At 67.1% G+C, this 23954-nt stretch carries 23 protein-coding genes and 1 pseudogene; 12 read left to right on the top strand and 12 right to left on the bottom strand.

Going from position 1 to position 23954, the window contains the following annotated elements:
• The first annotated feature begins 145 nt into the window (after nucleotides 1–145).
• Both T333_RS02385 and T333_RS02380 read left to right on the top strand, forming a co-directional pair.
• Complete coding sequence (locus tag T333_RS02385; protein ID WP_496423556.1) at nucleotides 146–1567, top strand: serine hydrolase domain-containing protein; 1422 nt, start codon at nucleotides 146–148, stop codon at nucleotides 1565–1567.
• A 31-nt stretch (nucleotides 1568–1598) separates the two neighbouring features.
• Entirely contained in the window at nucleotides 1599–2312 is a 714-nt protein-coding gene (locus T333_RS02380) for a MerR family transcriptional regulator (RefSeq protein ID WP_496423555.1), read from the top strand.
• Between the two features lie 23 nt (nucleotides 2313–2335).
• Here T333_RS02380 and T333_RS02375 read toward each other — a convergent pair whose 3' ends face one another.
• Nucleotides 2336–2935 carry a helix-turn-helix domain-containing protein gene (locus T333_RS02375; protein ID WP_357253141.1) on the bottom strand — a complete coding sequence of 200 codons (600 nt, stop codon included), beginning with the start codon at nucleotides 2933–2935 and terminating at the stop codon, nucleotides 2336–2338.
• Between the two features lie 155 nt (nucleotides 2936–3090).
• Here T333_RS02375 and T333_RS02370 point away from each other — a divergent pair, with 155 nt between their 5' ends.
• Entirely contained in the window at nucleotides 3091–4098 is a 1008-nt protein-coding gene (locus T333_RS02370; RefSeq protein WP_496423554.1) for an alpha/beta fold hydrolase, read from the top strand.
• Here the strand turns inward: T333_RS02370 and T333_RS02365 are convergent.
• Nucleotides 4064–4495 carry a winged helix-turn-helix transcriptional regulator gene (locus T333_RS02365; RefSeq protein ID WP_354999004.1) on the bottom strand — a complete coding sequence of 144 codons (432 nt, stop codon included), beginning with the start codon at nucleotides 4493–4495 and terminating at the stop codon, nucleotides 4064–4066. The two genes, T333_RS02370 and T333_RS02365, sit on opposite strands and share 35 nt — an antisense overlap.
• Nucleotides 4496–4573: 78 nt before the next feature.
• Here T333_RS02365 and T333_RS02360 point away from each other — a divergent pair, with 78 nt between their 5' ends.
• Complete coding sequence (locus tag T333_RS02360; RefSeq protein ID WP_496423553.1) at nucleotides 4574–4984, top strand: RidA family protein; 411 nt, start codon at nucleotides 4574–4576, stop codon at nucleotides 4982–4984.
• Between the two features lie 480 nt (nucleotides 4985–5464).
• Here the strand turns inward: T333_RS02360 and T333_RS02355 are convergent, their stop codons facing one another.
• On the bottom strand, nucleotides 5465–5722 hold the full coding sequence (locus tag T333_RS02355; protein ID WP_496423552.1) for a hypothetical protein: 258 nt from the start codon (nucleotides 5720–5722) through the stop codon (nucleotides 5465–5467).
• Here T333_RS02355 and T333_RS02350 point away from each other — a divergent pair.
• Together T333_RS02350 and T333_RS02345 are read left to right on the top strand one after the other, a co-directional pair.
• On the top strand, nucleotides 5721–5870 hold the full coding sequence (locus tag T333_RS02350; protein WP_496423551.1) for a hypothetical protein: 150 nt from the start codon (nucleotides 5721–5723) through the stop codon (nucleotides 5868–5870). The genes T333_RS02355 and T333_RS02350 overlap by 2 nt on opposite strands.
• A 110-nt stretch (nucleotides 5871–5980) precedes the next feature.
• Nucleotides 5981–6853: pseudogene (locus T333_RS02345) on the top strand (GNAT family N-acetyltransferase); the annotation flags it as partial.
• On the opposite strand, the gene T333_RS02340 reads toward T333_RS02345, so the two are convergent.
• Entirely contained in the window at nucleotides 6843–8105 is a 1263-nt protein-coding gene (locus T333_RS02340) for an MFS transporter (protein WP_496424119.1), read from the bottom strand. The pseudogene T333_RS02345 and the gene T333_RS02340 overlap by 11 nt on opposite strands.
• Nucleotides 8106–8234: 129 nt before the next feature.
• Between T333_RS02340 and T333_RS02335 the strand changes: the two genes are divergently transcribed.
• The gene (locus T333_RS02335; protein ID WP_354998393.1) at nucleotides 8235–8714 is read left to right on the top strand and encodes a winged helix-turn-helix transcriptional regulator; all 480 of its coding nucleotides are present in this window, start codon (nucleotides 8235–8237) and stop codon (nucleotides 8712–8714) included.
• A gap of 106 nt (nucleotides 8715–8820) precedes the next feature.
• Here the strand turns inward: T333_RS02335 and dnaB are convergent, their stop codons facing one another.
• From dnaB to rpsF, 5 genes are all read right to left on the bottom strand, one after another.
• Entirely contained in the window at nucleotides 8821–10560 is a 1740-nt protein-coding gene (gene dnaB / locus T333_RS02330; protein WP_496424118.1) for a replicative DNA helicase, read from the bottom strand.
• A gap of 757 nt (nucleotides 10561–11317) precedes the next feature.
• Nucleotides 11318–11773, bottom strand: coding sequence for a 50S ribosomal protein L9 (gene rplI / locus T333_RS02325; protein WP_354998395.1), 456 nt, complete (start codon nucleotides 11771–11773; stop codon nucleotides 11318–11320).
• Nucleotides 11774–11790: 17 nt separating this feature from the next.
• On the bottom strand, nucleotides 11791–12042 hold the full coding sequence (rpsR, locus tag T333_RS02320; protein ID WP_067786801.1) for a 30S ribosomal protein S18: 252 nt from the start codon (nucleotides 12040–12042) through the stop codon (nucleotides 11791–11793).
• A gap of 56 nt (nucleotides 12043–12098) precedes the next feature.
• The gene (locus T333_RS02315; RefSeq protein ID WP_354998397.1) at nucleotides 12099–12647 is read right to left on the bottom strand and encodes a single-stranded DNA-binding protein; all 549 of its coding nucleotides are present in this window, start codon (nucleotides 12645–12647) and stop codon (nucleotides 12099–12101) included.
• 92 nt (nucleotides 12648–12739) lie between these two features.
• Nucleotides 12740–13027 (bottom strand): 30S ribosomal protein S6, encoded by a 288-nt coding sequence (rpsF, locus tag T333_RS02310; RefSeq protein WP_067786805.1) that lies wholly within the window; start codon nucleotides 13025–13027, stop codon nucleotides 12740–12742.
• 360 nt (nucleotides 13028–13387) lie between these two features.
• Between rpsF and T333_RS02305 the strand changes: the two genes are divergently transcribed.
• Nucleotides 13388–14770 (top strand): glycosyltransferase family 87 protein, encoded by a 1383-nt coding sequence (locus T333_RS02305; RefSeq protein WP_496423550.1) that lies wholly within the window; start codon nucleotides 13388–13390, stop codon nucleotides 14768–14770.
• A gap of 113 nt (nucleotides 14771–14883) precedes the next feature.
• Nucleotides 14884–15846, top strand: coding sequence for a DUF389 domain-containing protein (locus tag T333_RS02300; protein ID WP_357252702.1), 963 nt, complete (start codon nucleotides 14884–14886; stop codon nucleotides 15844–15846).
• 50 nt (nucleotides 15847–15896) lie between these two features.
• On the opposite strand, the gene T333_RS02295 is transcribed toward T333_RS02300, so the two are convergent.
• The 3 genes from T333_RS02295 to T333_RS02285 form a co-directional block, all read right to left on the bottom strand.
• Nucleotides 15897–16520 carry a TerD family protein gene (locus T333_RS02295; RefSeq protein WP_496423549.1) on the bottom strand — a complete coding sequence of 208 codons (624 nt, stop codon included), beginning with the start codon at nucleotides 16518–16520 and terminating at the stop codon, nucleotides 15897–15899.
• A 92-nt stretch (nucleotides 16521–16612) separates the two neighbouring features.
• On the bottom strand, nucleotides 16613–17716 hold the full coding sequence (locus tag T333_RS02290; protein ID WP_354998400.1) for a DUF475 domain-containing protein: 1104 nt from the start codon (nucleotides 17714–17716) through the stop codon (nucleotides 16613–16615).
• A gap of 160 nt (nucleotides 17717–17876) precedes the next feature.
• Complete coding sequence (locus T333_RS02285; RefSeq protein WP_354998401.1) at nucleotides 17877–18452, bottom strand: TerD family protein; 576 nt, start codon at nucleotides 18450–18452, stop codon at nucleotides 17877–17879.
• 145 nt (nucleotides 18453–18597) lie between these two features.
• Here T333_RS02285 and T333_RS02280 point away from each other — a divergent pair, with 145 nt between their 5' ends.
• The 3 genes from T333_RS02280 to T333_RS02270 all read left to right on the top strand — a co-directional run bounded on the left by T333_RS02280 (nucleotide 18598) and on the right by T333_RS02270 (nucleotide 23915).
• Nucleotides 18598–19815, top strand: coding sequence for a hypothetical protein (locus T333_RS02280; protein WP_496423548.1), 1218 nt, complete (start codon nucleotides 18598–18600; stop codon nucleotides 19813–19815).
• A gap of 13 nt (nucleotides 19816–19828) precedes the next feature.
• Nucleotides 19829–21040, top strand: coding sequence for an HpcH/HpaI aldolase/citrate lyase family protein (locus T333_RS02275; RefSeq protein WP_354998403.1), 1212 nt, complete (start codon nucleotides 19829–19831; stop codon nucleotides 21038–21040).
• Nucleotides 21041–21134: 94 nt separating this feature from the next.
• Entirely contained in the window at nucleotides 21135–23915 is a 2781-nt protein-coding gene (locus T333_RS02270; protein WP_496423547.1) for a phosphoribosyltransferase domain-containing protein, read from the top strand.
• Nucleotides 23916–23954 lie beyond the last annotated feature (39 nt).

The raw sequence follows: 23954 nt of genomic DNA, 5'->3' as shown, positions 1-23954 counted from the left end.
CGACCCTAGTTGGTCGCTCACCCCTGGGACGGAACCGTCACGACGTTCTCGACATCCGCCGCCGAACTTTTTTCGCGCGATGTATGAACGCGTCCGTCGAACGGTCTTGACCTTGCCCCTGGGGCAGGGTTCGACGATCCTTCGCATGAACAACGCACTCCACACCGTCGAAGCCCAGATCCGCGAACAGGCCGAGTCCTACTGCGAGTCCAACAACGTCCCCGGTTTCCTCGCGGGCGTCTATCACGCGGGCGAGCAGATCGTCGTCGCGCACGGCACCGCGAACGTCACCACCGGCGCACCGATGCTCGAACACACCGGATTCCTGTTCGGCTCTGTCACCAAGGTCCTGACCACCACTTTGGTCCTGCGGCAGGTCGAGCGCGGACTCCTGGACCTCGATATGCCGGTGGTGAAGTACCTCCCCGAATTCGCCTTGGCCGCTCCGGGCGCGACGGACGGGATCCTGGTCCGGCACCTGATCTCGCACACCAACGGCATCGACGCCGACCTGTACTTTCCCGATGCCAAGGGTCGCGACGCCCTGAAGACCTACGTCGATGGCCTCGCGAGCAGCGGCGGCACTCTGTTCGAACCCGGCGAGCAGCTCAGCTACTCCAACGGCGGCATGATCGTCGCGGGCCGCCTCTTGGAAGTGGTCACCGGGCTGCCCTTCCCCGAGCTGCTCGCGCGCGACATCTACCGCCCCGTCGGCATGACGGACTCCAGCACCTCGGCCGAGCAGGCCATCCTGCGCAGCACCGCGGTCGGCCACTTCAACGACCACGAGACCATGGCGGCCGCGCCCACCGGCATGTTCACGTTGCCCGAAACCTGGGGACCGGCAGGCGGCACACCGATCGGCACCATCGCCGACCTGCTGGCCTTCGGACGCACCCACCTCGCGGGCGGTGTGTCGCCCACCGGCGCCCGCGTCCTCTCGACCGAGTCGACCACGCTGATGCAGCAAGTCGCCTACGACATGGCCAGCCCGAACGTCCCGCCGATCGGCCTGGGTTGGGTGCTGTATCCGTTCGGTGAGACGACCGTCCTCGCCATGTCGGGCGCGTCGCCCGGCGGGGTGTCCCTCCTGTGCGTCGTGCCCGAACACGACCTGGTCTTCACCGCCTTCGGCAACACCCCCGGGGCGATCATGCTGCAGGACCAACTGTTGCAGTGGCTGGTGCGCGAGCATCTCGGCGTCCAGATCCCCACCCTCGTAACCGAATTGGCGCAGGACGTCGATCTGACCCCGTACGTGGGCACCTACCGCTCCAATCAGCTTCGCATCGACGTCGACATCGTCGACGGTCAGCTCGAGGAGCGGGTGACCTACGAACCGGCCGACGCCTCCCAGGAGCGTATCTTCACCGAGTTCACCGGCGGCACGACCTCCGCACCGCCGCAGCGCTACGTGCCGATCCAGCCCGGCCTCTTCGCGCCCGCCGGATACCCGTTGGAGGCTTTCGACGGATACCTGCGACTGCTGCTCGTCTCCTACCACGATGTCCGCGAGGGTCGAGCGCGCTTCCACAACGCAGGCGGCCGCCTGACCCGACGGGCCTGACCGTTCCGAACGACCTGCGAGGATGTCGACCATGATCACGATCGGCCAGCTCGCGGACTACGCCGGAGTGACCATCAAAGCCATCCGTCACTATCACGAGCGCGGTCTGCTCCCCGAGCCCGACCGCGACTCGTCCGGGTATCGCCGCTACACCGCCCAAGACGCCATCACCCTCGTCAAGATCAGGACATTGGCCCATGCGGGCGTGCCACTGGCTCGCATCGAGGACCTCCTCGGCGCCGATCCGGACGCGCTCACGGCAGCCATCGCCGAGATCGACCAGGACCTCGCCGACCGCATCGCGCAGCTGCGGCGAACCCGCGATCAACTCGCCCAGTTGCATAGCGGCGACCGGCTTTTCGTCTCCGAGGAAGTCGCCGACTATCTCGACGATCTGCGCGAACTCGGCGTCAGCGAGCGTCAGCTTCGCCTGGAACGCGACGGCTGGATCCTGATGCAAACAGCCGCACCCGAGGACGCCGCCGCGTGGATCGCCGAAAAGCGCGAGCACATCACCGATCCCGAGGGCCGCGCCATCTACCTCGGATACGACGCCGCCTACGACTGGCCGCCGGACGATCCCCGCCTGCTCGCCCTCGCGGACCGTACCCGGAACTGGTTCGCCAACCACCACAGCGAGACCCATGCCGCCCACAACTCGACTATCGCCCGGTTGGCCGCGTTGTCCAAGGCCGGAGTCTCGTCCCCGGCTTGGGATCGTCTCGCCCAGCTGGTGAAAGGGTAGGCGCCGCGCCACGGCAAGCGTTGTCACGATGATCCGGAAGAAGGCCGATCAGAGCCTGGGCGCACGTGCGCGCGCATCCCTTGCGGACCGAACAGGATGAGCAGCTCGACCACGCCGCCGTCGGCGCTGCCAAGCCAGTGCGGTACGGACGTGTCGAATTCGGCTGCCTCACCGGCGGGTAACGTCAGGTCGCGCTCGCCGAGCACAAGGCGCAGACGACCGTTGAGCACATACAGCCATTCGTAGCCTTCGTGCGTCTGCGGTGTCGGTTCGAGCGGTTTCGGCCGAGCGGGGATGATCATCTTGAACGCTTGGACACCGCCGGGACGCCGGGACAGCGGAATGAAGGTCATCCCGTACCGCCGGATCGGTTTCAGGTGGATGCGGGGGTCGCCGGTGCGCGGGGCGCCGACGAGGTCGTCCAGCGGGACGTCGTAGGTACGGGCCAGCGGCAACAGCAATTCCAGGGTCGCCCGGCGCTGCCCGCTCTCCAGCCGCGACAGGGTGCTCTCCGAGACGCCGGTCGTCGCGGCGAGATCGGCGAGGGTGATGCCGCGTTCGCGGCGCAGTGCGCGCAACCTCGGTCCCACTGTGTCGAGCACGTTTTCCGTATCGCGGTCCACCGGCTCATCTTGCCGGAACCGCAAGAATGCGTGCCAGCTCCTGGTCGGCCTGGCGAGACTCGTCGTGTCCACGCCGGCCACGCCGACATCCTCCGCGAACTGATCGACGGCGCGACCGGGCGCTGACTTCACCCGCATTCTCGAATCGAGGACCCATGATCACCACATCGCGCCCCTCCACGCGCAGGGTGGCGACCGCCGTACTCGCCCTCCTGCTCACGATCTACACCGCGGCTTGCCGCACACCGGCCGCCGACGACGTTCCCGCCCACGCTGCCATCACGCAAGACGACCCGCAGTTCACGAGTACTTTTCGGCACGATTTCGCCGACGTCGACGACGTCCGGATGCACTACGTGACCGGCGGAAGCGGCCCGCCCGTGGTGCTGATCCACGGCTGGCCGCAGACCTGGTACGGCTGGTGGCCGATCATGCCCGCGCTCGCCGAGCACTACACCGTCTATGCCGTCGACCTCCCCGGATTGGGCGACAGCACCGGCTCCCCCACCGGCTACGACAAGGCCACCCTGGCGCGCTACGTGCACACCCTGATCGCCGATCGGCTCGGCGTGCGGGATGCCCGCGTCGTCGGACACGACTTCGGCGCCGCCGTGGCGTTCCAGTACGCGGCACAGTTCCCCGCCGACACCGCCCGCCTCGGCTACCTCGACCTGCCGCTCCCCGGTCCCGGAATCGATGCGCCGACATACCGAACACTGAGCTGGCACATCGCCTTACACTCCCAGCGGCGGGTCCCCGAGGCGGTGGTCGGCGACGACGTCCGCGACTATCTCGCCCTGTTCTATCCGCAAGTCTCCTACGGTGGAACGGCTTTCGGCGGCACATCCGACCGATCCCCGTTCACCGACGCCGAAATAGACGAGTACGCACGCACATACCGTCGACCCGAAGTCCTGTCGGGCGGCTTCGAGCTCTACCGCGCCCTCGACGAAGACGTCCGCGACACCACGGCCGCCGCACCGGTACACGTCCCGACCCTGCTCATGACCGCCCAAGGACAACTCGACCCGGTCCGCGCCACCGCGGCCCCGCGCATCACCAATATCGTTCGCGCGGTGGACGTCCCGAACGCGGGACACTGGCTCGTCGAGGAGAACCCGCAATTCGTCACCGCGGAACTGCTGCGCTTTCTCGACGGATGACGTCGGTGGTGAGTGACAGCTCTTCTTCCTGGTCGTCGAAGCGCGCACGGGCCCGCTCGACGGCGGGCAATGTGGCGGTGGTCCAGTGCAGGAGCGCGTCGATGAGGTCCTGCAACGACTTCCCGATCCGCGTGATCCGGTACTCGACGGCGACAGGCCGCGTACTTGTGACGACGCGCTCGACCATCCCGTTGCGCTCGAGGCGCCGCAGCGCCGCCGTGAGCGGCTTCTGCGTCACGACCGGGATCGCCCGGCGGAGCTCGTTGAAACGCAACGGTCGCTCGCACAGGGCGTCGAGGATCTGCAGCGACCACTTGTCGAGCACCTGGTCGAGCAGCTCACGGTGTTGCTCGGTGAGTTGAGGACTGTCCGAACTGTGTGGAGCGGTTTCCTGCATGACACCTAGTCTCGTTGAAGTTCCCTTCGAGTACCAGGTAGACATCAGATACCTACCCCGACCATGAAGGGACACACCATGGCAGTGCAGCTGCTGACCCCGGAGGGAATGTTCGCTCCCGTTCCGTACCACCATGTTTCGATCAGCACGGGCGCCCGTCAGGTGCACGTGGCGGGCCAGATCGCCCGTGACGCCGAGGGCAACCCTGTCGCTCCCGGTGACCTCGCCGGCCAGCTCGCCCACGCGCTACGCAACACGGCACGCGGCTTGGCCGGCGCCGGAGCGAGCTTCGCCGACGTCGTACGTCTCCGTTTCTTCGTCACACACTGGACCCCGGACAAGTACGACGACTTCATCGCAGGTATCGACCGCGTCGCGGACGAACTCGAAATCCCGCGTCCGCTACCGCCTTTGTCCGCGATCGGCGTCGACTACCTCTTCGAGCCCGACGTCCTCGTCGAGGTCGAGGCGTTCGCCGTCCTCGACTGAGATCCCCTGTCGCGAACAGCGAAGCTTTCGCGGTGTCGGCGGGTTCGGCAGGGTGAGCCGAAGGTCGACCGCGACCGATCCTCCGGCCGTAGGCTGACCTATCGTGAACTACCTCGGATCTATCCGAAATCCCTTGCACGACGGGCTTTTCCTGGTGCTGTGTGATGGAGAGGCGCCGTTCGGTGGCTGGGATGTCCACGGCGACGAGCTCGCCGCCGAGGGCAGTACCCGCCGACGTGCGGCCAGGGAACGCGGCGGCTGCTTCGATCACCACACCGGTCGAGGAGGCCGGTCTGGCCTGGACGCGTGATGCCGCTAGCCGCATACGCTCGGCAACCACTCCGGCGGAGAGGTCCTGTTACGTTCTCCCGTCGGCACTCGTCATAGGTGCGACGACCGAATACGCACGGTCGTCGCACGCGGCGCGGTCGTCTGCGCTACGAGTCGATGCGCGGGTGTCGAACAGCAGCGCTATAGGTTTCAGCTGCCCGCGCTGCCGGTGGAAGGTCGCGTCCTGCGCAGTTCGCAGGCCAGCCGGTCGGCATCCGGCCGGTCCTCGCCGGAACGAGCGCAGCCCTGCGAGGTGTAGCCCTGCTCGTCGTAGCCTTGCCGGTCATAGCCCCACCTGTCGTAACCCCAGCGATCGTAACCCCACCGGTCGTAGCCCCAGACGTCGAAGCCGTCGGGGCCGTAGGGGTCCTCCGGCTCAACAGGTTTCGGAAACGACGGAGTCGTCATGGGCGGTTCGGTCGTGACCGGCGGCACGGTGGTGGCCGGCGGCGTGGTCGTCACCGGCGGCACGGTGGTGACCGGTGGCGCGGTCGTCACGGGCGGCACCGTCGTCACGGGCGCGATGGTGACAGGTGCGGTAGTAGCCGGGGTTTGATCAGGGGTTGCGAATGCCGGTATGACCAGCGCGGCCGGAGCAAGCATCACCGTCCCGGCGACTGCGGCCAGCAGGACCGACTGCCGAACCGTGCGCGGACTTCTCCTCAAATGAGACATCGTCGACCTCCAACTCGAGATAAGCGCGCTCGCCGCACCCGAGTCCCCTATCGGACGAATGTCCAAAGTTGCTACACAGCAGAGAGTTTCGCTTTTCACCCGTGCCGGGAAAACCTGCTCAACGTGCGGAGATGGCCGAACCTCTCTCCCATCCTTCACACGTCCACTGCTTGCCGAAGAACCAAACGACGGATCCGCGACGAATACGAGGGAGTCGAATACGGTTCTCGCATGTTCCCCACCTGGCGAATCGCTTCTGCCAAAGCGTCATTTCAGCGCTGGCCCCGGCGTGCCATCCTTGGGCTGGCGGGATGGATCGCGCTCCTCGGGTTTCCCGCAGCAGTGATCGGCGTCGCGGCTACGGCCGAATTTTCCGCCGCGGCAACCGAACTCGTCGTTGGTGTCTGGCTGCTGCTCGTGGTGGCCACCGTACTCGTCGCGGTTTGGCTCTGGGTGTGGCGCGTCAGCGAACTTGCCAGCAAGGAAAGCAGTGCACGCTATGACGTGCTGCGGGACATCGAAACCTCGCGGCTCACTCTGCGCCGACCGATGCCGAAGGACGCCGTCCCGCTCGCGGCCACGATCGACGATGCGATGCTCGCCAGCAACGGTTGGACAGAACGAAATGGCCGGGCACTGATCAAGGCGGTCGGGCACGGCTACCCGACTCTCGGGCTTCTGGTGATCGAGTCGCGATCGAACACAACCGTGATCGGTGGTGCGACTGTGCACCTCAGCGACGACCAGACGTCGTTCCCGTCCATCGGTTGGTGGATCGGCCCCAGTCACCGGCGAGCCGGCTACGCGAGCGAAGCGGTGGCCGCCCTCGTCGACGCGATCCACGACACCGGATTCACCAGCGTAGAGATCGGCACGAACGAGTCGAATCTCGCGGTGCAGCGCATCTGCGACAAGATCGGCGCAACAGAGAAGGACCGGCGACCGCAGCCGTTGCCGGACGGGCCGCCGGTTTCGAGCCTTCGCCGCTCACCGACACCGCGCCGGTAGCCTGGGCAAGTCCCCACACAACCAGCGCGCAGAGGGAATAGGTCGCGCCGACCCAGCAGGAGGCCGACCATCCCCAGGTGCTGTACGCCCAGGTGGTCGTGATCGCGCCGAGTGCGGATCCGAGGGAATAGCAGGCCATGTAGGCGCCTATGACGCTGCTGGCGTGGTGCTGGTGCGCTGCGGTGAGCAGGTGTTGGCTGCTGACATGTGCTGCCTGGACGGCGAAGTCGAGCAGGACGATGCCGATGATGAGCAGCCATAGTGTTGCTTCGGTCCGGGCGATGAGGAGCCAGGAGGCGGTGAGCAACGCCAGTGCGGAACCGGTGATCGCCTGTGCGTGACCGGAGTCGGCCCATCGTCCCGCGCGGGCGGCGCCGAGCGCTCCGGCCAGGCCCGCCAATCCGAATAGGCCGATCTGCGTGGTGCCCAAGTTCCAGGGCTCGGTGCCGAGGGGGAGGGCGAGCCCGCTCCAGAGTGTTCCGAAGGACCCGAAAAGGAAGAAGGCGATCAGTCCTCGGCTCAGGAACAGGCGATCCGTGCGCGCGAGCCGCCCCATCGATGCCAGGACCTGCGCGTACCGGACGCCGGAAGTGCCGCGGTCGGGGTCGAGTGTCGTGCGGACAGCGAGGGCCAGAGCCACGCACAGTGCGGCGAGCAGCGCGTACACGGCACGCCAGCCGACCGTGTCGCCCAGGACACCCGCGAGGACACGGACGCCGAGGATGCCGATCACCACACCGGAGGTGACCGCGCCGATATTGCGGCCCCGCTCGCTCGGTGCGGAGACCGCGGCGACATAGGCGACTGTCACCTGAACCACGACCGCGAACAGACCCGCGACCGCCAGCCCCGTCACCGCGACGGCGCTGTTCGGGGCGGCAGCCGCGACCGTAGCGCCCGCGGCGGTGAGTACCAGCAGGGCGGTGATGAGCCGGCGACGATCCACTACGTCTCCGAGTGGGACCAGCAGGACGAGACCCACGAAGTAGCCGACCTGCCCGGCGGCGACCAGCACGCCCAGCGAATCGTGCGCCAAATCCAGGCCGGTGCCCGCTGCCTCCAGTACCGGCTGGACCGCATAGATCGTGGACACGGCCACTGCGCACACCAGCGCCAAGATGAATCGCTGCGAACGCGAGACCCTCTGTGCCACCACACCTCCCAATCAGTAGCAAAATGCAACCATTTAAAGGTAGGGCATAATGGTTTCGAATTGCAACCGATTGGGAGGTAACTCATGACCGCGACACTCGGTTCCGGCCGCGAGTGGACCGATCCCACCTGCCCCGTCGCGCGAGCCGTCGACCTCGTGGGCGACCGGTGGAGTCTGCTGATCGTGCGTGACGCCATGGACGGCGCGGCGACCTTCACCGAATTCCAGCAGCGGCTCGGTATCGCCCGGAACATCCTCACCGACCGCCTGCGCAGGCTCGTCGACCATGGCATCCTCGCCACGAGTGCCACACCCGGCGGCAAGCGGCACATCTACGAACTCACCGAAGCCGGGCAGGACCTCTTCACCCTCGTCGTGGCGTTGCGTCAATGGGGAGAACGCCACGCCTTCACCGACAACGAACCCCACTCGACACTCGTCGACCGTGACGGTAACCCCGTCGCTGAACTTCGCACCGAAAACCACAAGGGCAAGCGCGTTACCGCGAGGACCACTCGAGTTCGCAAAGTGGGTGGACGCGAACCCTCTGCGGCAGATGCGTGATTTGCTGCGCCGCAAGAGATTCGAACGTCCCGATCGCCGGTATCACCGGACAGTCGGACCACAAACGTCGAGCTGACAGACGGAAGGGCCGACCCTACAGCTCCGGTCAGCCGCGGGCCATGTCCACGAACCGGCTCAGGTGCAGCTGGTGGGCGACGGTGATGGTGGCGGTCGGACCGTTACGGTGCTTGCCGAGGATCAGGTCGGCCTCACCGCCGCGCGGGTCGTCGCGCTCGAAGGCGTCAGGGCGGTGCAGCAGGATGACCATATCGGCGTCCTGCTCGAGCGAGCCCGATTCGCGCAAATCGGACACCATGGGCCGCTTGTCGGTTCGCTGTTCGGGTCCGCGGTTCAGCTGACTGATGGCGACCACCGGGACTTCGAGTTCCTTGGCAAGCAGCTTGAGGTTTCGGGAGAAGTCCGAGACTTCCTGCTGGCGGGATTCGACCTTCTTTCCGGAGGTCATCAGCTGGAGGTAATCCACCACGACGAGTTTGAGGTCGTGGCGCTGCTTGAGACGACGCGCCTTCGCGCGAATCTCCATCATGGTCAAGTTCGGCGAGTCGTCGACGAACAGCGGCGCCTCACTGATCTCGCTCATCCGCCGAGCCAGCTTCGTCCAGTCGTCGTCGCTCATCCGCCCCGACCGCATATCACCGAGCTTGATCTTCGCCTCCGCGGAAAGCAGACGCATCACGATCTCGGTCCTGCTCATCTCGAGCGAGAAGATGACGCTGGCCAGCCCGTGCTTGATCGAGCAACTGCGCATGAAGTCCATGCCGAGCGTGGAATTGTGCGTCGGGATCATCGAGCGCCCGGCGAGATACAGGTGATCGGCGTTGTCGACCTCGACACAGCGCACCGGGAGGCTGTCGATCTTGCGCACGTCGACGATTCGGCGCGGTGCGGAACGGGCTGTGCCGCTTACGGAGTGGTTGAGGTCGCCCGTGAGGTCGCGCAGGGTGTGGACGATCTCTCCTGTGGTGCGGACCGCGATCGGCCTGACCACATCCAATGCCGACCGGGTCACCCACTGGTGCATTTCATCCGCGACGATCACTGTCCCGTCGGAGAATTCGACCTCGAAGCAGGGCCGATCGGTGAGGACTTCGGTGGCGGCGAGGACGCGGGTGGGGCGCCCTTCGGCGTCGAGGAGTTCGTCGCCCACCTGGACTTCGCCCATGGTGGTCCAGCCGGTGGGGGTCGGCAGCGGGGTGTCGAGGGCGAGTGCCTTTCCCACGCCAGGTCGAGCCGCGACGATGATCATCTGGCCCGGGTGCAGGCCGTTGGTGATCTCGTCGAGTTCGGTGAAGCCGGTGGGGACGCCGAGGGAGATGCCGCCGCGGGAGGCGATGGAGTCGATTTCGTCCATCGTGGGCTGCAGGAGCTCCTCGAGGGGGAGGAAGTCCTCGGTGGTTCGGCGTTCGGTGACCTCGTAGACCTCGGCTTGGGCGCGGTCGACGACCTCGGCGATGTCTTGGCCGTCGGCGCCCGCGTAGCCGTACTGGACGATGCGGGTGCCTGCCTCCACGAGGCGGCGCAGAATCGCCTTCTCGGCGACGATTTCGGCGTAGTAGCCCGCGTTGGCCGCGGTGGGAACGGTCTGGGTGAGGGTGACGAGGTACGGCGCGCCGCCGATGCGCTTGAGTTCGCCGCGGCGGTCCAGGCCCGCGGCGACGGTGACAGGGTCGGCGGGTTCGCCGCGGCCGTAGAGATCGAGGATGGTGTCGTAGACCGCCTGGTGCGCCGGGCGGTAGAAGTCGCCGGGCCGGATGACTTCGACGACGTCGGCGATGGCGTCCTTGCTCAGCAGCATGCCGCCGAGGACGGACTGTTCGGCGGCCATGTCGTGCGGCGGCTGACGGCCGAAGTCTTCGCCGGGAGGTTCGGGCGGGAAGTCGGTGTGCCCGCGGTCATCGGTGGTCGTCACCAGACTCGACCGTCCTCTCTACCCCACGATCGGATTTCACCGTATCGATGACTCGTTCTTACTCCGGGCCTCTGACACGTTTGCCACAGCCACGGACGCGTTTGCCACAGCCGCGTCGACCCCGACCAGCAACTATCGCGACAGCTCGAATTCGCGCCATTCCGTACGGCCCGATCCGGGCGATGCGACGAACCTAGGCGACTCGGTGGGAGGTCGCCAAACCGAGCTGTGCACACAACTGTGGATAAGTTGGGGACTGTTTACCAAACCGTGTGCACCCCCTGTGTACAACTTGGGGAAAACCCAGGTCACTCCCACCAAAGCCGCTGATGGATGCACGTTTCCGCATCCATCCACGTGTGGATAGATCTCACCTCGGCGTGTCGCCCGAGATGAACAGCCGGGCGTGTTGGGTAAACAGCGGGTGCGCGCGCTATGGGCTGAGTCACATTGCGATCGGTCGGTTTGGTCAGTAATCCACAGGCCGAATAACCGGAGGTGAAAGGCGATAGCCGACGCGAGCCGGTAGTGCCCCAATTCACCGCCCCGCATTAGAGCAAATATCCGGCTAACGGGAGCTCGGGACGCGAAAAGGCAAGCCGAAGACCACCCCCGAGCGAACACGGGGGTGGTCTTCGACGTGAAGCGCGAACCGCCCGGGGGCGGTGCGGACTCAGCTCGCGGCGGCGACCTGCAGGTCGAACTTGGCGACCACGTCCGGGTGCAGGTGCACCACGATGCCGTGCTTGCCGGTCGACTTGATGTGCGCCTTCGGCAGCTCGATGCTGCGCTTGTCGACCACGGGGCCGCCAGCTGTCTTGATGGCCGCGGCGACGTCCGCCTGGGTCACCGAGCCGAACAGCTTGCCGGTGCCCGCGGTCTTCACGCTCAGCGAGACCGACTCCAGGCCCTCGATGGCCTGCTTCAGCTCGTTGGCGTGGTCCAGGTCGCGAACCTTGCGGGCGTCCTGCGCCCGGCGGATGCCCTCGACCTGCTTCTGCGCGCCACGGCTGGCGACGATGGCCAGGCCGCGCGGCAGCAGGTAGTTGCGGCCGTAGCCGTCCTTGACCTCCACGGTGTCGCCGGGGGCACCGAGGTTGTCCACATCAGCGGTCAGAATCAACTTCATTTGCGTGCCTCCCTTACTCAGCGAGCCGTCGACACGTAAGGCAGCAGGGCCACCTCACGCGAGTTCTTCACGGCAACGGCGATGTCGCGCTGGTGCTGCACGCAGTTGCCGGTCACCCGGCGGGCGCGGATCTTGCCGCGGTCGCTGACGTACTTGCGCAGCAGCGTCGTGTCCTTGTAATCGATCGAAACGGTGCCGGACTTGGCTTCCTTGCAGAAAGCGCAAGCCTTCTTCTTCAGCACCTTTTCGCGCGCGGGCGCTTTAGGCATGGTCTTTTACTCCAAAATTATTGTGGCCCAAGTCATCCGGGCCTATGAAAGCCGTCTCAGAACGGCGGTTCGTCATCCATGCGGCTGCCCCCGAAGGAACCTGCCGCGGGCGCGCTGCCCCAGGGGTCGTCCTCGGCGCCGCCGGAACGACCGCCGCCACCACCGCTGCTGCCGGAACCGGAAGAGGCGTAGTTACCGCCACCGCCACCACCGAAGCCGCCGCCCCCACCGCCGCCGCGGCTGGCCTTGTTGACCTTCGCCGTCGCGTAGCGGAGCGAGGGGCCGACCTCGTCGACCTCGAGCTCGACGACCGTGCGCTTCTCACCCTCGCGGGTTTCGTAGGAGCGCTGCTTGAGCCGTCCGCTCACGATGACGCGAGCGCCTCGGGTCAGGCTTTCGGCGACATTTTCCGCGGCTTCGCGCCAGATGTTGCAGCGCAGGAAAAGCGCTTCGCCGTCTTTCCATTCATTGGTATTACGGTCGAACACGCGGGGGGTGGACGCGACGGTGAAGTTCGCGACCGCCTGCCCCGCGGGCGTGAAACGCAGTTCGGGGTCGGCCGTCAAGTTTCCGATGACGGTGATGACCGTGTCGCCTGCTGCCATGGGTTCCTCCTGCTCGGTGTGCAGTCCGCATGCACTCGCTTTGTTGCGCTAGAGCCTAGAGATAGGCACCGACGCTGACGAGCGCGGTGGAACTACTTGTCGTGGCGCAGAACCTTGGTGCGCAGCACCGACTCGTTGAGCCCCAGCTGGCGGTCGAGCTCGCTCACCGTGGCCGGGGTCGCGGTCAGATCGACCACCGCGTAGATGCCCTCGGCCTGCTTGCGGATCTCGTAGGCGAGCCGACGACGGCCCCAGATGTCGACCTTGTCGATCTTGCCGCCTTCGGTCTTGACGACGCTCAGCATGTTGTCCAGCGACGGACCAACAGTGCGCTCGTCCAGGCTCGGATCGAGGATGACCATCACTTCGTAATGACGCACGGACCAATCACCTCCTGTGGACTAGGAAACGGCCACGGACGGTCCGTGGCAGGAGGGTCGTTGCGTCAGCAACCCGGTAAGGCTACATGAGTGAAGCGGGTTCACCTGCCAAGGGGTGGTTCTCCGGGTGATATGCCAGTCAACGGGAGATCACGGTCTGCTCGTGGGCCGTACCCGCACAAGTACACCTGCCGAGGGTTGGGGCGGGTGCGCCTGCATCATGGGGGCGGTTCTCCGGATGAGTGCCTGGCAACGGGAAAGACACGGCCTGCTTGTGGGCCGGCTCCGCACAAGTGCACCTGTCGGTAGTCGGGGTTTCGCGTCATGACGCGGTGCGGGTGTGGCACATAAGGTGGTCACATGTCGACCGGACCCGCCGCCACCCAGGTGCAGGCCCGGCGCATGCACCGCCGGACCGCGTTGGCCGCGGTGATCGTGCTGCTGTGCGGCCTGACGTTGGCGTTCGCGTACGCGAACAAGGCCAGGTGCGCGGGCGCTCCGTTCTACGAGAACGGTCGCAGCGCGGTCTTCGACGTGATCAAGGATTCGGACGTCTGCTATTCCGACATCCAGTTCCTCTGGCTGGGCCGCGATATCGATCGGCACGTCTTCCCCTACGTCGACGGCGGCATCACCGACGACGGCCTGCTCACCGGCGGCGCGGTCGAATACCCGGTGCTCAGCGGCACGCTCATGTGGGTCGGCGCGATCGGAGCGGACGACGACGCCGGCTTCCTGCGCCTGTCCGCGTTGTTGCTCGCGCCCTTCGCGCTGCTCACCGCCTGGTTCCTGGCCCGGCTCGCGGGACGCGCCGCGCTGCTGTGGGCGATCGGTCCGCCGCTGGTGCTCTACGCCTTCCACAACTGGGAGCTGCCCGTGGTCTGCACGGCGGTCGCGGCCATCTATGTGGTCACCACGGCGACCAGGTATTCGCTGCGGACCCGCGGCGTGCTCGCCGCCGTGCTGCTCGGGCTCGGCTTCTGTTTGAAGCTGTATCCGGGAATCTTCGTGCTGCCGTTGATGATCTACGTGCTGACCGGCGGCGGCGAGCGCGATCCCGACGACGATTCCGGCCTGGACGTGCGCGGCGCGCTGCTGACCGCGGGCGCGGCCATCGGCACCGTCGTCGCGGTGAACCTGCCGTTCGCGCTGATCGGATACGAGGGCTGGCGGGCGTCGATCACCTTCCAGCAGCTGCGCCAAGCCGACATCACCACCAACTCCATCTGGTACTGGGGACACCACCTGCTGTACGGGCGAGAGTCCGAGACCAGTCAGGCTTGGCACGACGGCGTCTCCATCGCCTCGCCGACCCTGATCCTCGCCGCGTTCGTCCTCGCGGTCTGGCTGGGCTGGAAGCGTTATCGCGCGACCGGTGTCTTCCCGTGGGTCGGCGTGAGCGGCGCGATGCTGTGTGGATTCCTGGTTTTCCACAAGGTGCATTCACCGCAGTACACGCTGTGGCTGATCCCGTTCCTGGTGCTGCTCGCGGTGCCGTGGCAGGTGATCGGCGCGTATCTGCTCGCCGACGCGGCCATCGGGATCGGCGTGTTCCGCTACTTCTACGCCATGGGCTCCGGTGCGCCGTTCGAAACCCAGGAGGTCGTCGTCCAGTTCGGCGTGTGGGGTCGCGCGGCCCTGCTCGTCGCGCTGTTCTTCCTGTTCATCAGGGCCGATTTGCGCGGGGCGGACGAGAAGGCCGCGCGGACGAGCCCGGACCGAGGGGACTTGGTCGCCGCCTGAACCAGGCCCGCACACCACCAACGGAGGGTCAGGCCCTGTCTTTTCCGTTGGTAGGCACTCACCCGGAGAACCACCCGTTGTGCAGGCGCACCCGCCCCCCCACACTTGGGCGCATGCTGCACATGCGGATCCTGTCGCCCAAGGAGATGACCGACGACGTGATCGACATCCTCGACAGGGACACCGGAGTGAGCGGGCTGGCCGTCGTGCGCGGTTCGTCGCTGAAACCGCCCGGTGACCTGGTGCTCGCGGACGTCGCGCGGGAGGCGGGCAACGACGTTATCCAGAAGCTGCGCGCGCTCGGGGTTCATCGTGCGGGCAGTATCGAGGTCGATCAGGTGCGAACATGGTTGTCGCGCAGCGGTTTCGACGCCGAGGTGCGCACGCCGGGTAGCAGCGCCGACGCGGTGGTGTGGGCCGACGTCGCACAACGCTCGTACGAGGAAACCGAGCTGAACTGGACCTACCTGAGTTTCATGACGTTGGCGACGGTGATCGCTGCCATCGCGATCGTGCTGGACTCGCAGATCCTGGTCATCGGCGCCATGGTGCTCGGCCCGGAGTTCGGGGCCATCGCCGCGCTCGGCGTCGCGCTGGTGCGCCGCCGTTTCGTGCTGTTCGGGCTCGCGGTGCGCACGTTGTTGCTCGGTTTCGCGGCGGCCATCGTCGTGACGTTCGTGCTGGTGCTGATCGGACGCGGGCTCGGCTGGATCACCATCGAGGACGTGACTGGGCCGCGCCCGGGCACGGCGTTCATCTACACGCCGGACAAGTGGTCGTTCATCGTCGCGGTGATCGCGGCCGCCGCCGGAGTGCTCGCCCTGACCTCGTCGAAGGCGTCCGGGCTCGCCGGTGTCTTCATCTCGGTGACAACGGTGCCCGCCGCCGGAAACATCGCGCTCGGTGTGGCTTTCGGTGTCCAAGAGGCGATCTGGGGGAGCACCTTGCAGCTGATCGTCAACCTCTCCGGCATGGCGTTCGCGGGATGGGCGACGCTGGCGTTCCAGCAGGCCGTGTGGTCGCGCGTCTCGGTGCGCCGGGCCAGGGCGATGAGCAGGCCCCGCCGGATGCTCTAGTCCCTGTCTCGAAGTCCCATCCGGCCGGACTTCGAGACAGGGCCTGGCCGTCACTTGCTCGCGCTGCTCCATTGCATTCCCCAGCGGTAGGCCTCGTCGATGTGGCGCTGGGTTCCGTTGATGTACTGCACTTCTCGGTGCACGGTGATTCCGCGGCCGTTGTTCTGCAGCAGGGTGATGGCGCAGGAGCGGGCGCCGTCGACCGGGGAGTCGAGGCGCACCTCCACCTGCGGCCCGTTGCTGGGATACAGGGTGACCACGCCGTCGGCGGCGGCCCAGTTCGGCACGCCCTCGTAGATGAAGGCGAAAATCAGGATGCGCTTGAACAATTCGGGGCGCGCGAGATCGATGTGCATGTTCTCGCCCGCCGTGACGGCGCCGCTGCGGTCGTCGCCGTCGAGCTGGATGTACGGCTCGTCCCGCAGCGAACCGAAATTCTCGCCGACCGCCTGCACGACACCTTTTGAGCCGTCGGCGAGTTCGTAGAGGCAGCCGAGGTCGAGATCGACCGGCTTGGATCTGCGGAAGAAACCCTTGGCCGCCCGCGACCAGTTCAGATTGACCCGCAAGACCCCTTGCTGCTCACCGGGTTTGGTGAGATTGATGCTCGGCGTCGCCTTGGACAGCGTCACCTTCGTCGAATTCGCACCGCCGGACTGCTGCTCGGACGCCATGCGCGGTCCCCCTCGGGAAAAGAAAAGCGGCAACGGCTTCCTCCTTCGGAGGGGCCGCTGCCGCGTCGAGTTCGTCGGCTGCCTGCCGAAAATCAGCCTACCGGCGTGGCAGCTCGCTCGCTCTCGAGTTCCTCCTCGTCGCCGCCCTCGCGCTTGTTGCGAAGCACGCTGCTGATGAACGCGGCGCCGATGAACGCCACACCGATACCACCGGTGACGAGCTCGTTGACGTGCACGCCGATCGAGATCAGCAGGATCGCCGCGAGCGCGCCGATCGCCCAGTGCGCACCGTGCTCCAGGTACACGTACTCCGAGAGCGTGCCCTTGCGCACCAGGTACACCGTGATGGACCGGACGAACATGGCGCCGATCAGGCCGAGGCCGAGCGCGATGATGATCGGGTCGGAGGTGATGGCGAACGCGCCGATCACGCCGTCGAAGGAGAACGAGGCGTCGAGCACCTCGAGGTAGAGGAACAGGAAGAAGCCCGCCTTACCGGTGGCTTTGGCCAGCTCCGACGGTCCGCCCGTGTGCTCCTCGGTGTGGAACATCGAGCCGAGCCCGTCGACCGCGATGTAGACGATCATGCCGAGCACGCCCGCGACCATCACGGTGGCGCGCTTGTCGTCGGCGGCCAGGAGCTCCGCGGTCAGGACCAGGCCCGCGCCCGCCACCACGACCGAGAGCATGTCCAGCTTGCCCGCCGCGGCCAGCGGCCGCTCCAGCCAGCCGAGCCAGGTGATCTCCCGCTCCTCGAAGATGAAGTTCAGGAACAGCAGCGCCAGGAACATGCCGCCGAACGCCGCGATCTGCGGGTGCGCGTCGGTGAGCAATGTCTCGTAGCTCGGGCTGCCGTCGGGGAAGTACGGCGCGTCACCCGCGGGCGGGTTGAGCGCGAGGTCGAGGGCCTGCACAGGGTCCAGGCCCGCGGTGATCCACACGATCGCCAGCGGGAACACCAGGCGCATGCCGAAGACGGCGATGAGGACACCGATGGTCAGGAAGATGCGCTGCCAGAAATCGCTCATCCGCTGCAGGATGGTGGCGTTGATGACGGCGTTGTCGAACGAGAGAGAGACTTCGAGGATGCCCAGGATCGCGCACAGCGCCAGGGCGGTGGGGCCACCGTACAAGAACGCCACCACCAGGGACGCCACGGTGACGAGGCCGGACAGGCCGAAGATGCGCAGGACCACGCGTGGACCTTTCGTGAATGGGAACTGAAACGGCGAGATCGATACCAGCGTGGCCGTTGAACCGCCGGATGTCCAACGAATGCGACCGGCGCGATAGCTGCCCCGGTCGCACGACGAGGGGGCTCGTCGCCCGAGCCCCCTCGTGTTGTGCGTGTTTTCGTCAGACGTTCACGCCGTAGTCACGGGCGATGCCCGCGAGGCCGGAGGCGTAGCCCTGGCCGATGGCGCGGAACTTCCACTCGGCGCCGTTGCGGTACAGCTCACCGAAGACCATGGCGGTCTCGGTCGAGGCATCCTCGCTCAGGTCGTAGCGGGCCAGCTCGGTGCCGTTGCTGCGGTCGACGACGCGGATGTAGGCGTTGCGCACCTGACCGAACGACTGCTGACGGGTGTCGGCGTCGTAGATCGAGACGGGGAAGAAGATGCTCTCGATGGTCGGCGGGGTGTTGGCCAGATCGACGTTGATGACCTCGTCGTCGCCCTCGCCCTCACCGGTGCGGTTGTCGCCCGCGTGCTCGATGGCGCCCTCCGGCGAGCGGAGGTTGTTGAAGAAGACGAAGTGCTGGTCGGTCAGCACCTTCTTGTCGCCACCGGTCGCGATCGCGCTGGCGTCCAAGTCGAAGTCGGTACCGGTAGTGGTCCGAATATCCCACCCCAGGCCGACGGAAACAGCAGTCAGGTTAGGCGCCTCCTTGGTCAGCGAGACGTTGCCGCCCTTGGACAAACTGACACCCATGCGGGAATCCCTTTCATTAGTCCGTCTGTGGTTCCCAGCATGTCCGAATCGCCGGGTACGACATACGACAGTAGTAGGTTTCGCCGAACTTGCGTAGGAACTGGGGGAACCCCCGGCGAACAGGAAGATCTCCTACCATCGGGGCGTGGTAGGGCGCAGGCGGAGCTGGTTCCGGTCGTCCGGGAACAGCGAATGGATCGAGCAGGCGCGAGCCCGGCTCGCGGACGCGTTCCTCGACATGGACCGGCGGCAGAGCGCGGCGGAGGCCGCGGTGCACGCCTCGGAGGAAGTCTTCTCCGAGCGGGGGTTCTCGGCGGCGTGGGATCCGGTGCGCGGCCGCTGTTACGACGCGGCGGGCGCGTATCTGGCGTTGAGCGAGGAACTCGAGACGGCCCAGCGCGACGGCACGAGCGTCGCCGACGGTCAGCAGCGCGCCGACGCCGTCACGCGGCAGCTGGTCGAGGCCGCGCGCGCGGTGGACGAGTTCTATCGAGGCAATCAGGCTCGGCTCGAGGAAGCCGTCGCGATCGTGCGGTCGGTGCCGCAGCTGGCGCAGCAGGTGAAGGTCGCGGCCGCCGCGGTGCGCGGGCAGGCCGCCGAATCCGAGTACGCCGACTACCCCTCGGTGCGGTCGCGCGCGGCCGCCGTGGATGAGGCGCTGGTCACACTGGAATCGGCAGGTGTGAGCGGTGGTTCGGGCGCCGTCCGCGCGGCCGCGAACCGCTTGGACGCGGTCACCAAGGAACTGGCAGAAGCGTTGGCGCAGGCACCATCTCGGCTCGGCGCCGCGAATACCGCGCTCACCTCGGTGGATACCAGGCTGGCCGCCGTACGCAACCGGTCCGAGCGGCTCGGGCCCGCCTACTCGGCGCTGCTGCGGGAATTCAATGCTGCGAGTTCGGCGGATCTGGCCAACAATGGGCGGGAAAGCCAGCAAGCCATCGATGCCGCAGCCGACGCTCTCGCCAGGGCGCGCGCCGCATCGGTCGCGAAGAATCCGGAGTCAGCCCTTGAATTGACCTCTACCGCGCGGGGAAGCCTCACCGAGGCCGAGCAGCTGATCGATGCCGTCACCAAGCGGCTCGAGCTGTTGCGCTCGGTTCGCGAGGACCCGCAAGACAAGGCAAAGGCCGTACGATTCAGGTTGCGGGACGCGCAGATGCTCGCGATGAGTCGGGGGCTCGCGGGCGAATGGGGATCTGTGCTGGACGCGCAGGCCGAACGAATCGAACGAATCACCGAAACACTGTCGGGGCGGCACCCCGATTACTGGGCCTATGTGGCGGAACTGGATGCCGTCACCGAATTCATAGCCGGAGTAGTGGATCGAATGAGAAAACAAGCAGGACCACGACGAGAATGAGGACGGAGCACCGATGACCGCTCCCGTCGCCGTCCAGCAGGAAGTATCCCTGCGGAAGCGACTGCCGCTGCGCCACTTTCGGCAGCTGCAAGGCCCCGATGCCAGACATCTCTTCCACCGGCAGCCCGAACCGTTCGGTGAGCACACCGACCGGGAGATGCTCGCGTACGGACTCGGCGCGACGCTCTACGCGCCCGCCACCAGACCCGATCTCGCCGAGACCATCCGGCGCCGCGCCGAGCGCGGCGTCTGCTCGATGGTGATCGACCTCGAGGACGCCGTCGCCGACGACGAGGTGGAGCTGGCGAAGAAACAGGCCGTCGACGCACTCGGCGAGCTGGCGGCCAGACCGGATCCCAATCCGCTGCTGTTCATTCGGGTGCGCGAAGCCGGCGCCATCGGCGAGATCGTCGACCAGCTCGGGGCGGGCGCGCCCGCGCTCACCGGCTTCGTCTTCCCGAAGTTCGACAGCTCCACCGGCCGGGCCTATCTGGACGCGCTGGCAGCGGCGGCCGAACGTTTGGGTCGGCCGCTCTACGGCATGCCGGTGCTCGAATCGGCGGCCCTCGTGCACCGCCAGACCCGCGATCAGGAGTTGACGAACATCGCGGCCATGCTGGCCGAGCACCGGGAAAGGGTGCTCGCGGTGCGGGTCGGCGCCACCGACATGTGCTCGACCTTCGGCATCCGCCGCGACCGCGACCTGACCATCTACGACGTGCGGGTGGTCGCCGACGTCATCGCCGACATCGTGAACTACCTGGGCCGCGCCGACGGCACCGGCTTCGTGATCACCGGACCGGTGTGGGAGTACTTCGCCGATCACGAGCGGATGTTCCGTCCGCTGCTGCGCACCGCGCCGTTCGAGGAGTCCGACGCGGTGCCGTTCCGGCAGTACCTGGTCAGCAGGGATCTGGACGGACTGCTGCGCGAGATCACCCTGGACCGCGCCAACGGCATCCAGGGCAAGACGGTGATCCACCCCTCGCACGTCGCGGCGGTGCACGCGCTGTCGGTGGTGTCGCACGAGGAGTATTCCGACGCGCTCGACATCCTCCAGGTCGACGTGGGCGGGGTGGCGGCCTCGGGTTACCGCAACAAGATGAACGAGATGCGGCCACACCGCAGTTGGGCCCGCGAGACGCTGTTGCGCGCCCGCGTGTTCGGTGTGGCGAACAAGGGAGTTTCTTTCGTGGATCTGCTCACGGCGTTGGTGAAGGTATGAGCGAACGGAGTGCGCGAATCATGTCCCAGCGTGCCGCGCATGCCGGAGCCGAGCGTCAGCGAGGCGCAGGCATGAGCGTCAGCGAGGCGCAGGCATGACCTCGCCGTGGGCGACCCGAACACTCGGTATCGAACTGCATCATCTGTCTTGTCACGGCACGAGTTCCGACGGCGTGCTGCCCGCCGAGCTGTCGATCGAGATGCTGATCGAGCCTGGTTTGCGGCGCAATCCGCGCCGGGCGCACCTGCTGGTCTCGACGGTGCTCGGCAAGCATTTGCCCACCGATCCGCGGGTGGTGCTGGACGCGGGCAACCGGCTCGGTGATCTGGTGCGCGCCGCGCTGACCGAGCGGGCGGACGAGTCGGGCGCGGTCGTGCTCGGATTCGCCGAGACCGCAACGGGTCTCGGTCACACCGTCGCGGCGCGAATCGGGGCGCGGTGCTACCTGCATTCGACGCGCCGTGACGTGCCGGAGGCCGACACCCTGGCCGGTTTCGAGGAGGGGCACTCGCACGCCACCTCGCACCTGCTGCAACCCGCGCCCGCCGAGATCTTCCGCAACGACCTGCCGCTGGTGCTGGTCGACGACGAGATCTCCACTGGCGCTACGGCGATCGACGCGGTGCGCGCGCTGCACGACTTCGCCCCGCGCTCGCACTACGTGCTCGCCTCGTTGGTGGACATGCGCACCGCCGAGGACCGGGCCGTATTCGAGAGCGCCGCAGCCGAACTCGGTGCCCGCATCGACACCGTGTGCCTGGCCTCGGGGTTGACCAAGCTGCCGGAAGGCTTGATCGAGGCCGTCACCTCGATGCCCGATCCGGCGCTGAATCCCATTGCGCCGCAGCGTGGCTCGTTCGGTCGCATCGAGCTGCCCTGGCCCGATTCGGTGCCCGAGGGTGGACGGCACGGGATACTGGATTCCGACGCCCCGGCCTTCGAATCGGCCGTCGCCGCCGCGGCCGCGGTGCTGACCGCGCGCCTGGCCGTGGACGCGCCGGATCGTCCGGTCATCGTGTTGGGGCACGAGGAGCTGATGTACCTGCCGCTGCGGTTGGCGGCGGCGTTGGCCGAGTCGGGCATCCCGACGAGGTATCAGACCACCACCCGCTCGCCCGCCTACGTGCTGGACGAGCCCGGATATCCGCTGCGGCGCGGGTTCCGTTTCGTCGCACCGGAATCCGACGCGGACGCGCCGCGGTATCTCTACAACGCCTGCTGGCCGGAGGATTTCGACGCGGAGTTGCGCGAGCTCACGGCGCAGAGTTCGGTCGTGGCCGAGGACGTGTCGGCCGTCGACAACGATGCGCGGGTCGCGGGAGATGGCGTGCGGGCCGCCGGCGGGGACGCGGGGGTCGCCGGCGAGGACACCTCGGTTGCGAATGATGGCGTGCGGGCCGACGATGCGGACGCGTGGGGCGCAGAGAACGACCTGCGCGCCGCATGCGATGCGCGCGGTGGTGCGCCGGGCGCGGGCGTGCACGGTGGTACCGGAAATGATCCGGTCCTCATCGTGGTGCTCGACCCGCCCGCCGACACGCCGGAGCTGATCGCGGAGGGCGGTTTGGTCGACGTTCTCACCGCTTCGGGGGCCGACGTGCTCGTCGCGCTCGTGCCGGGCGCCGATCCGCGTAAATTGGACATCGAGCGGCGTGCGACAGCGAAGGCCGCGACCGTCGACGAGGAGGTCGAGACGAACCGCGCCGTGCGTGCCGCGACGTTGCCGGAAGCGACCGGGGAGCCTCGGCTACCCGCACCCCTGTACGGGCCGGACTTCGGCTCGTACGCCGCCGACGAGGTCTCCTGGCTGCTGAAAGATCTGTCCGACGCCGACCTCGAGGCCGACATCGCCGAGCGGGAGCGCCGCATCCAAGCGGGCGTCGCGCACTACGCGGAATCGCTGCCGATCGAATACCAGCCGGACGCCGCCTATCGCGGTCTGTTCGACGAGGTGCTCGCGGAGAGCGCCGAGCGGCTGGCGCTCGCCGTGGGCACCGTCGCCGAACTCGTGGTCGCCGAGCGCGGCGAGGACATCGTGCTGGTGTCGCTCGCGCGCGCGGGCACGCCGGTCGGGATTCTGATGAAGCGCTGGTTGCGCTCCGGACGTGGGGACGGACTGCCCGGCCTGGACGTCCCACACTACGCGGTGTCCATCGTCCGGGACCGCGGCATCGACGCGACCGCGCTGGATTACCTTGCCCGGCACCATGATCCGGCCTCGGTGGTGTTCGTCGACGGCTGGACCGGCAAGGGCGCGATCACCAAGGAGCTCACCGAGGCGCTCGACGCCTACCACGCGGCGGGCGGCGCCCGATTCGACGACGAACTCGCCGTGCTCGCCGATCCTGGCCACTGCGTGCGCACCTACGGCACCCGGGACGATTTCCTGATCGCCTCCGCGTGCCTGAATTCCACAGTGTCGGGCCTCATCTCGCGCACCGTGCTGAACGACACGCTCATCGGGCCCGGTGACTTCCACGGCGCGAAGTTCTATCGCGAACTGGCGGCCGACGACGTCTCCCGGCGCCTGCTCGACGCCGTCACCGGCGCGTTCGACGCCGTGCGCCCGCGCGTGCCCGCCGAACTCGCCGCGGTGCTCGGCTCGGATCGGACTCCCACCTGGACCGGCTGGTCCTCGGTGGAGAAGGTGCGTGCCGAATACGGCATCGCCAGTGTGAATTTCGTGAAGCCGGGGGTCGGTGAGACCACCCGGGTGCTGCTGCGCCGCGTGCCGTGGCGGGTGCTGGTCCGCGAGGCCGACGCCCCCGAGCACGCGCACATCCGGATGCTCGCCGCCGCGCGTGGTGTGCCCGTCGAGGTCGTCCCCGATCTGGCGTACTCGTGCATGGGTTTGATCAAGGAAGTACCGAAGTAGATGCTATTGGTAAGACCACGAAGACAAGCGCTAGTCGCC

The sequence above is a fragment of the Nocardia sp. CNS-044 genome (assembly GCF_059570515.1).
This window is presented reverse-complemented; position numbering and strand designations above follow the sequence as displayed.

What these genes read in the sequence shown, in the direction of transcription:
- T333_RS02385 (WP_496423556.1), top strand. Translation starts at nt 146, where the DNA reads ATGAACAACGCACTCCACACCGTCGAAGCCCAGATCCGCGAACAGGCC.
- T333_RS02380 (WP_496423555.1), top strand. Translation starts at nt 1,599, where the DNA reads ATGATCACGATCGGCCAGCTCGCGGACTACGCCGGAGTGACCATCAAA.
- T333_RS02370 (WP_496423554.1), top strand. Translation starts at nt 3,091, where the DNA reads ATGATCACCACATCGCGCCCCTCCACGCGCAGGGTGGCGACCGCCGTA.
- T333_RS02365 (WP_354999004.1), bottom strand. Translation starts at nt 4,495, where the DNA reads ATGCAGGAAACCGCTCCACACAGTTCGGACAGTCCTCAACTCACCGAG.
- T333_RS02360 (WP_496423553.1), top strand. Translation starts at nt 4,574, where the DNA reads ATGGCAGTGCAGCTGCTGACCCCGGAGGGAATGTTCGCTCCCGTTCCG.
- T333_RS02350 (WP_496423551.1), top strand. Translation starts at nt 5,721, where the DNA reads ATGGGCGGTTCGGTCGTGACCGGCGGCACGGTGGTGGCCGGCGGCGTG.
- T333_RS02355 (WP_496423552.1), bottom strand. Translation starts at nt 5,722, where the DNA reads ATGACGACTCCGTCGTTTCCGAAACCTGTTGAGCCGGAGGACCCCTAC.
- T333_RS02335 (WP_354998393.1), top strand. Translation starts at nt 8,235, where the DNA reads ATGACCGCGACACTCGGTTCCGGCCGCGAGTGGACCGATCCCACCTGC.
- dnaB (WP_496424118.1), bottom strand. Translation starts at nt 10,560, where the DNA reads ATGGCCGCCGAACAGTCCGTCCTCGGCGGCATGCTGCTGAGCAAGGAC.
- rplI (WP_354998395.1), bottom strand. Translation starts at nt 11,773, where the DNA reads ATGAAGTTGATTCTGACCGCTGATGTGGACAACCTCGGTGCCCCCGGC.
- rpsR (WP_067786801.1), bottom strand. Translation starts at nt 12,042, where the DNA reads ATGCCTAAAGCGCCCGCGCGCGAAAAGGTGCTGAAGAAGAAGGCTTGC.
- T333_RS02315 (WP_354998397.1), bottom strand. Translation starts at nt 12,647, where the DNA reads ATGGCAGCAGGCGACACGGTCATCACCGTCATCGGAAACTTGACGGCC.
- T333_RS02305 (WP_496423550.1), top strand. Translation starts at nt 13,388, where the DNA reads ATGTCGACCGGACCCGCCGCCACCCAGGTGCAGGCCCGGCGCATGCAC.
- T333_RS02300 (WP_357252702.1), top strand. Translation starts at nt 14,884, where the DNA reads ATGCTGCACATGCGGATCCTGTCGCCCAAGGAGATGACCGACGACGTG.
- T333_RS02295 (WP_496423549.1), bottom strand. Translation starts at nt 16,520, where the DNA reads ATGGCGTCCGAGCAGCAGTCCGGCGGTGCGAATTCGACGAAGGTGACG.
- T333_RS02285 (WP_354998401.1), bottom strand. Translation starts at nt 18,452, where the DNA reads ATGGGTGTCAGTTTGTCCAAGGGCGGCAACGTCTCGCTGACCAAGGAG.
- T333_RS02275 (WP_354998403.1), top strand. Translation starts at nt 19,829, where the DNA reads ATGACCGCTCCCGTCGCCGTCCAGCAGGAAGTATCCCTGCGGAAGCGA.
- T333_RS02270 (WP_496423547.1), top strand. Translation starts at nt 21,135, where the DNA reads ATGACCTCGCCGTGGGCGACCCGAACACTCGGTATCGAACTGCATCAT.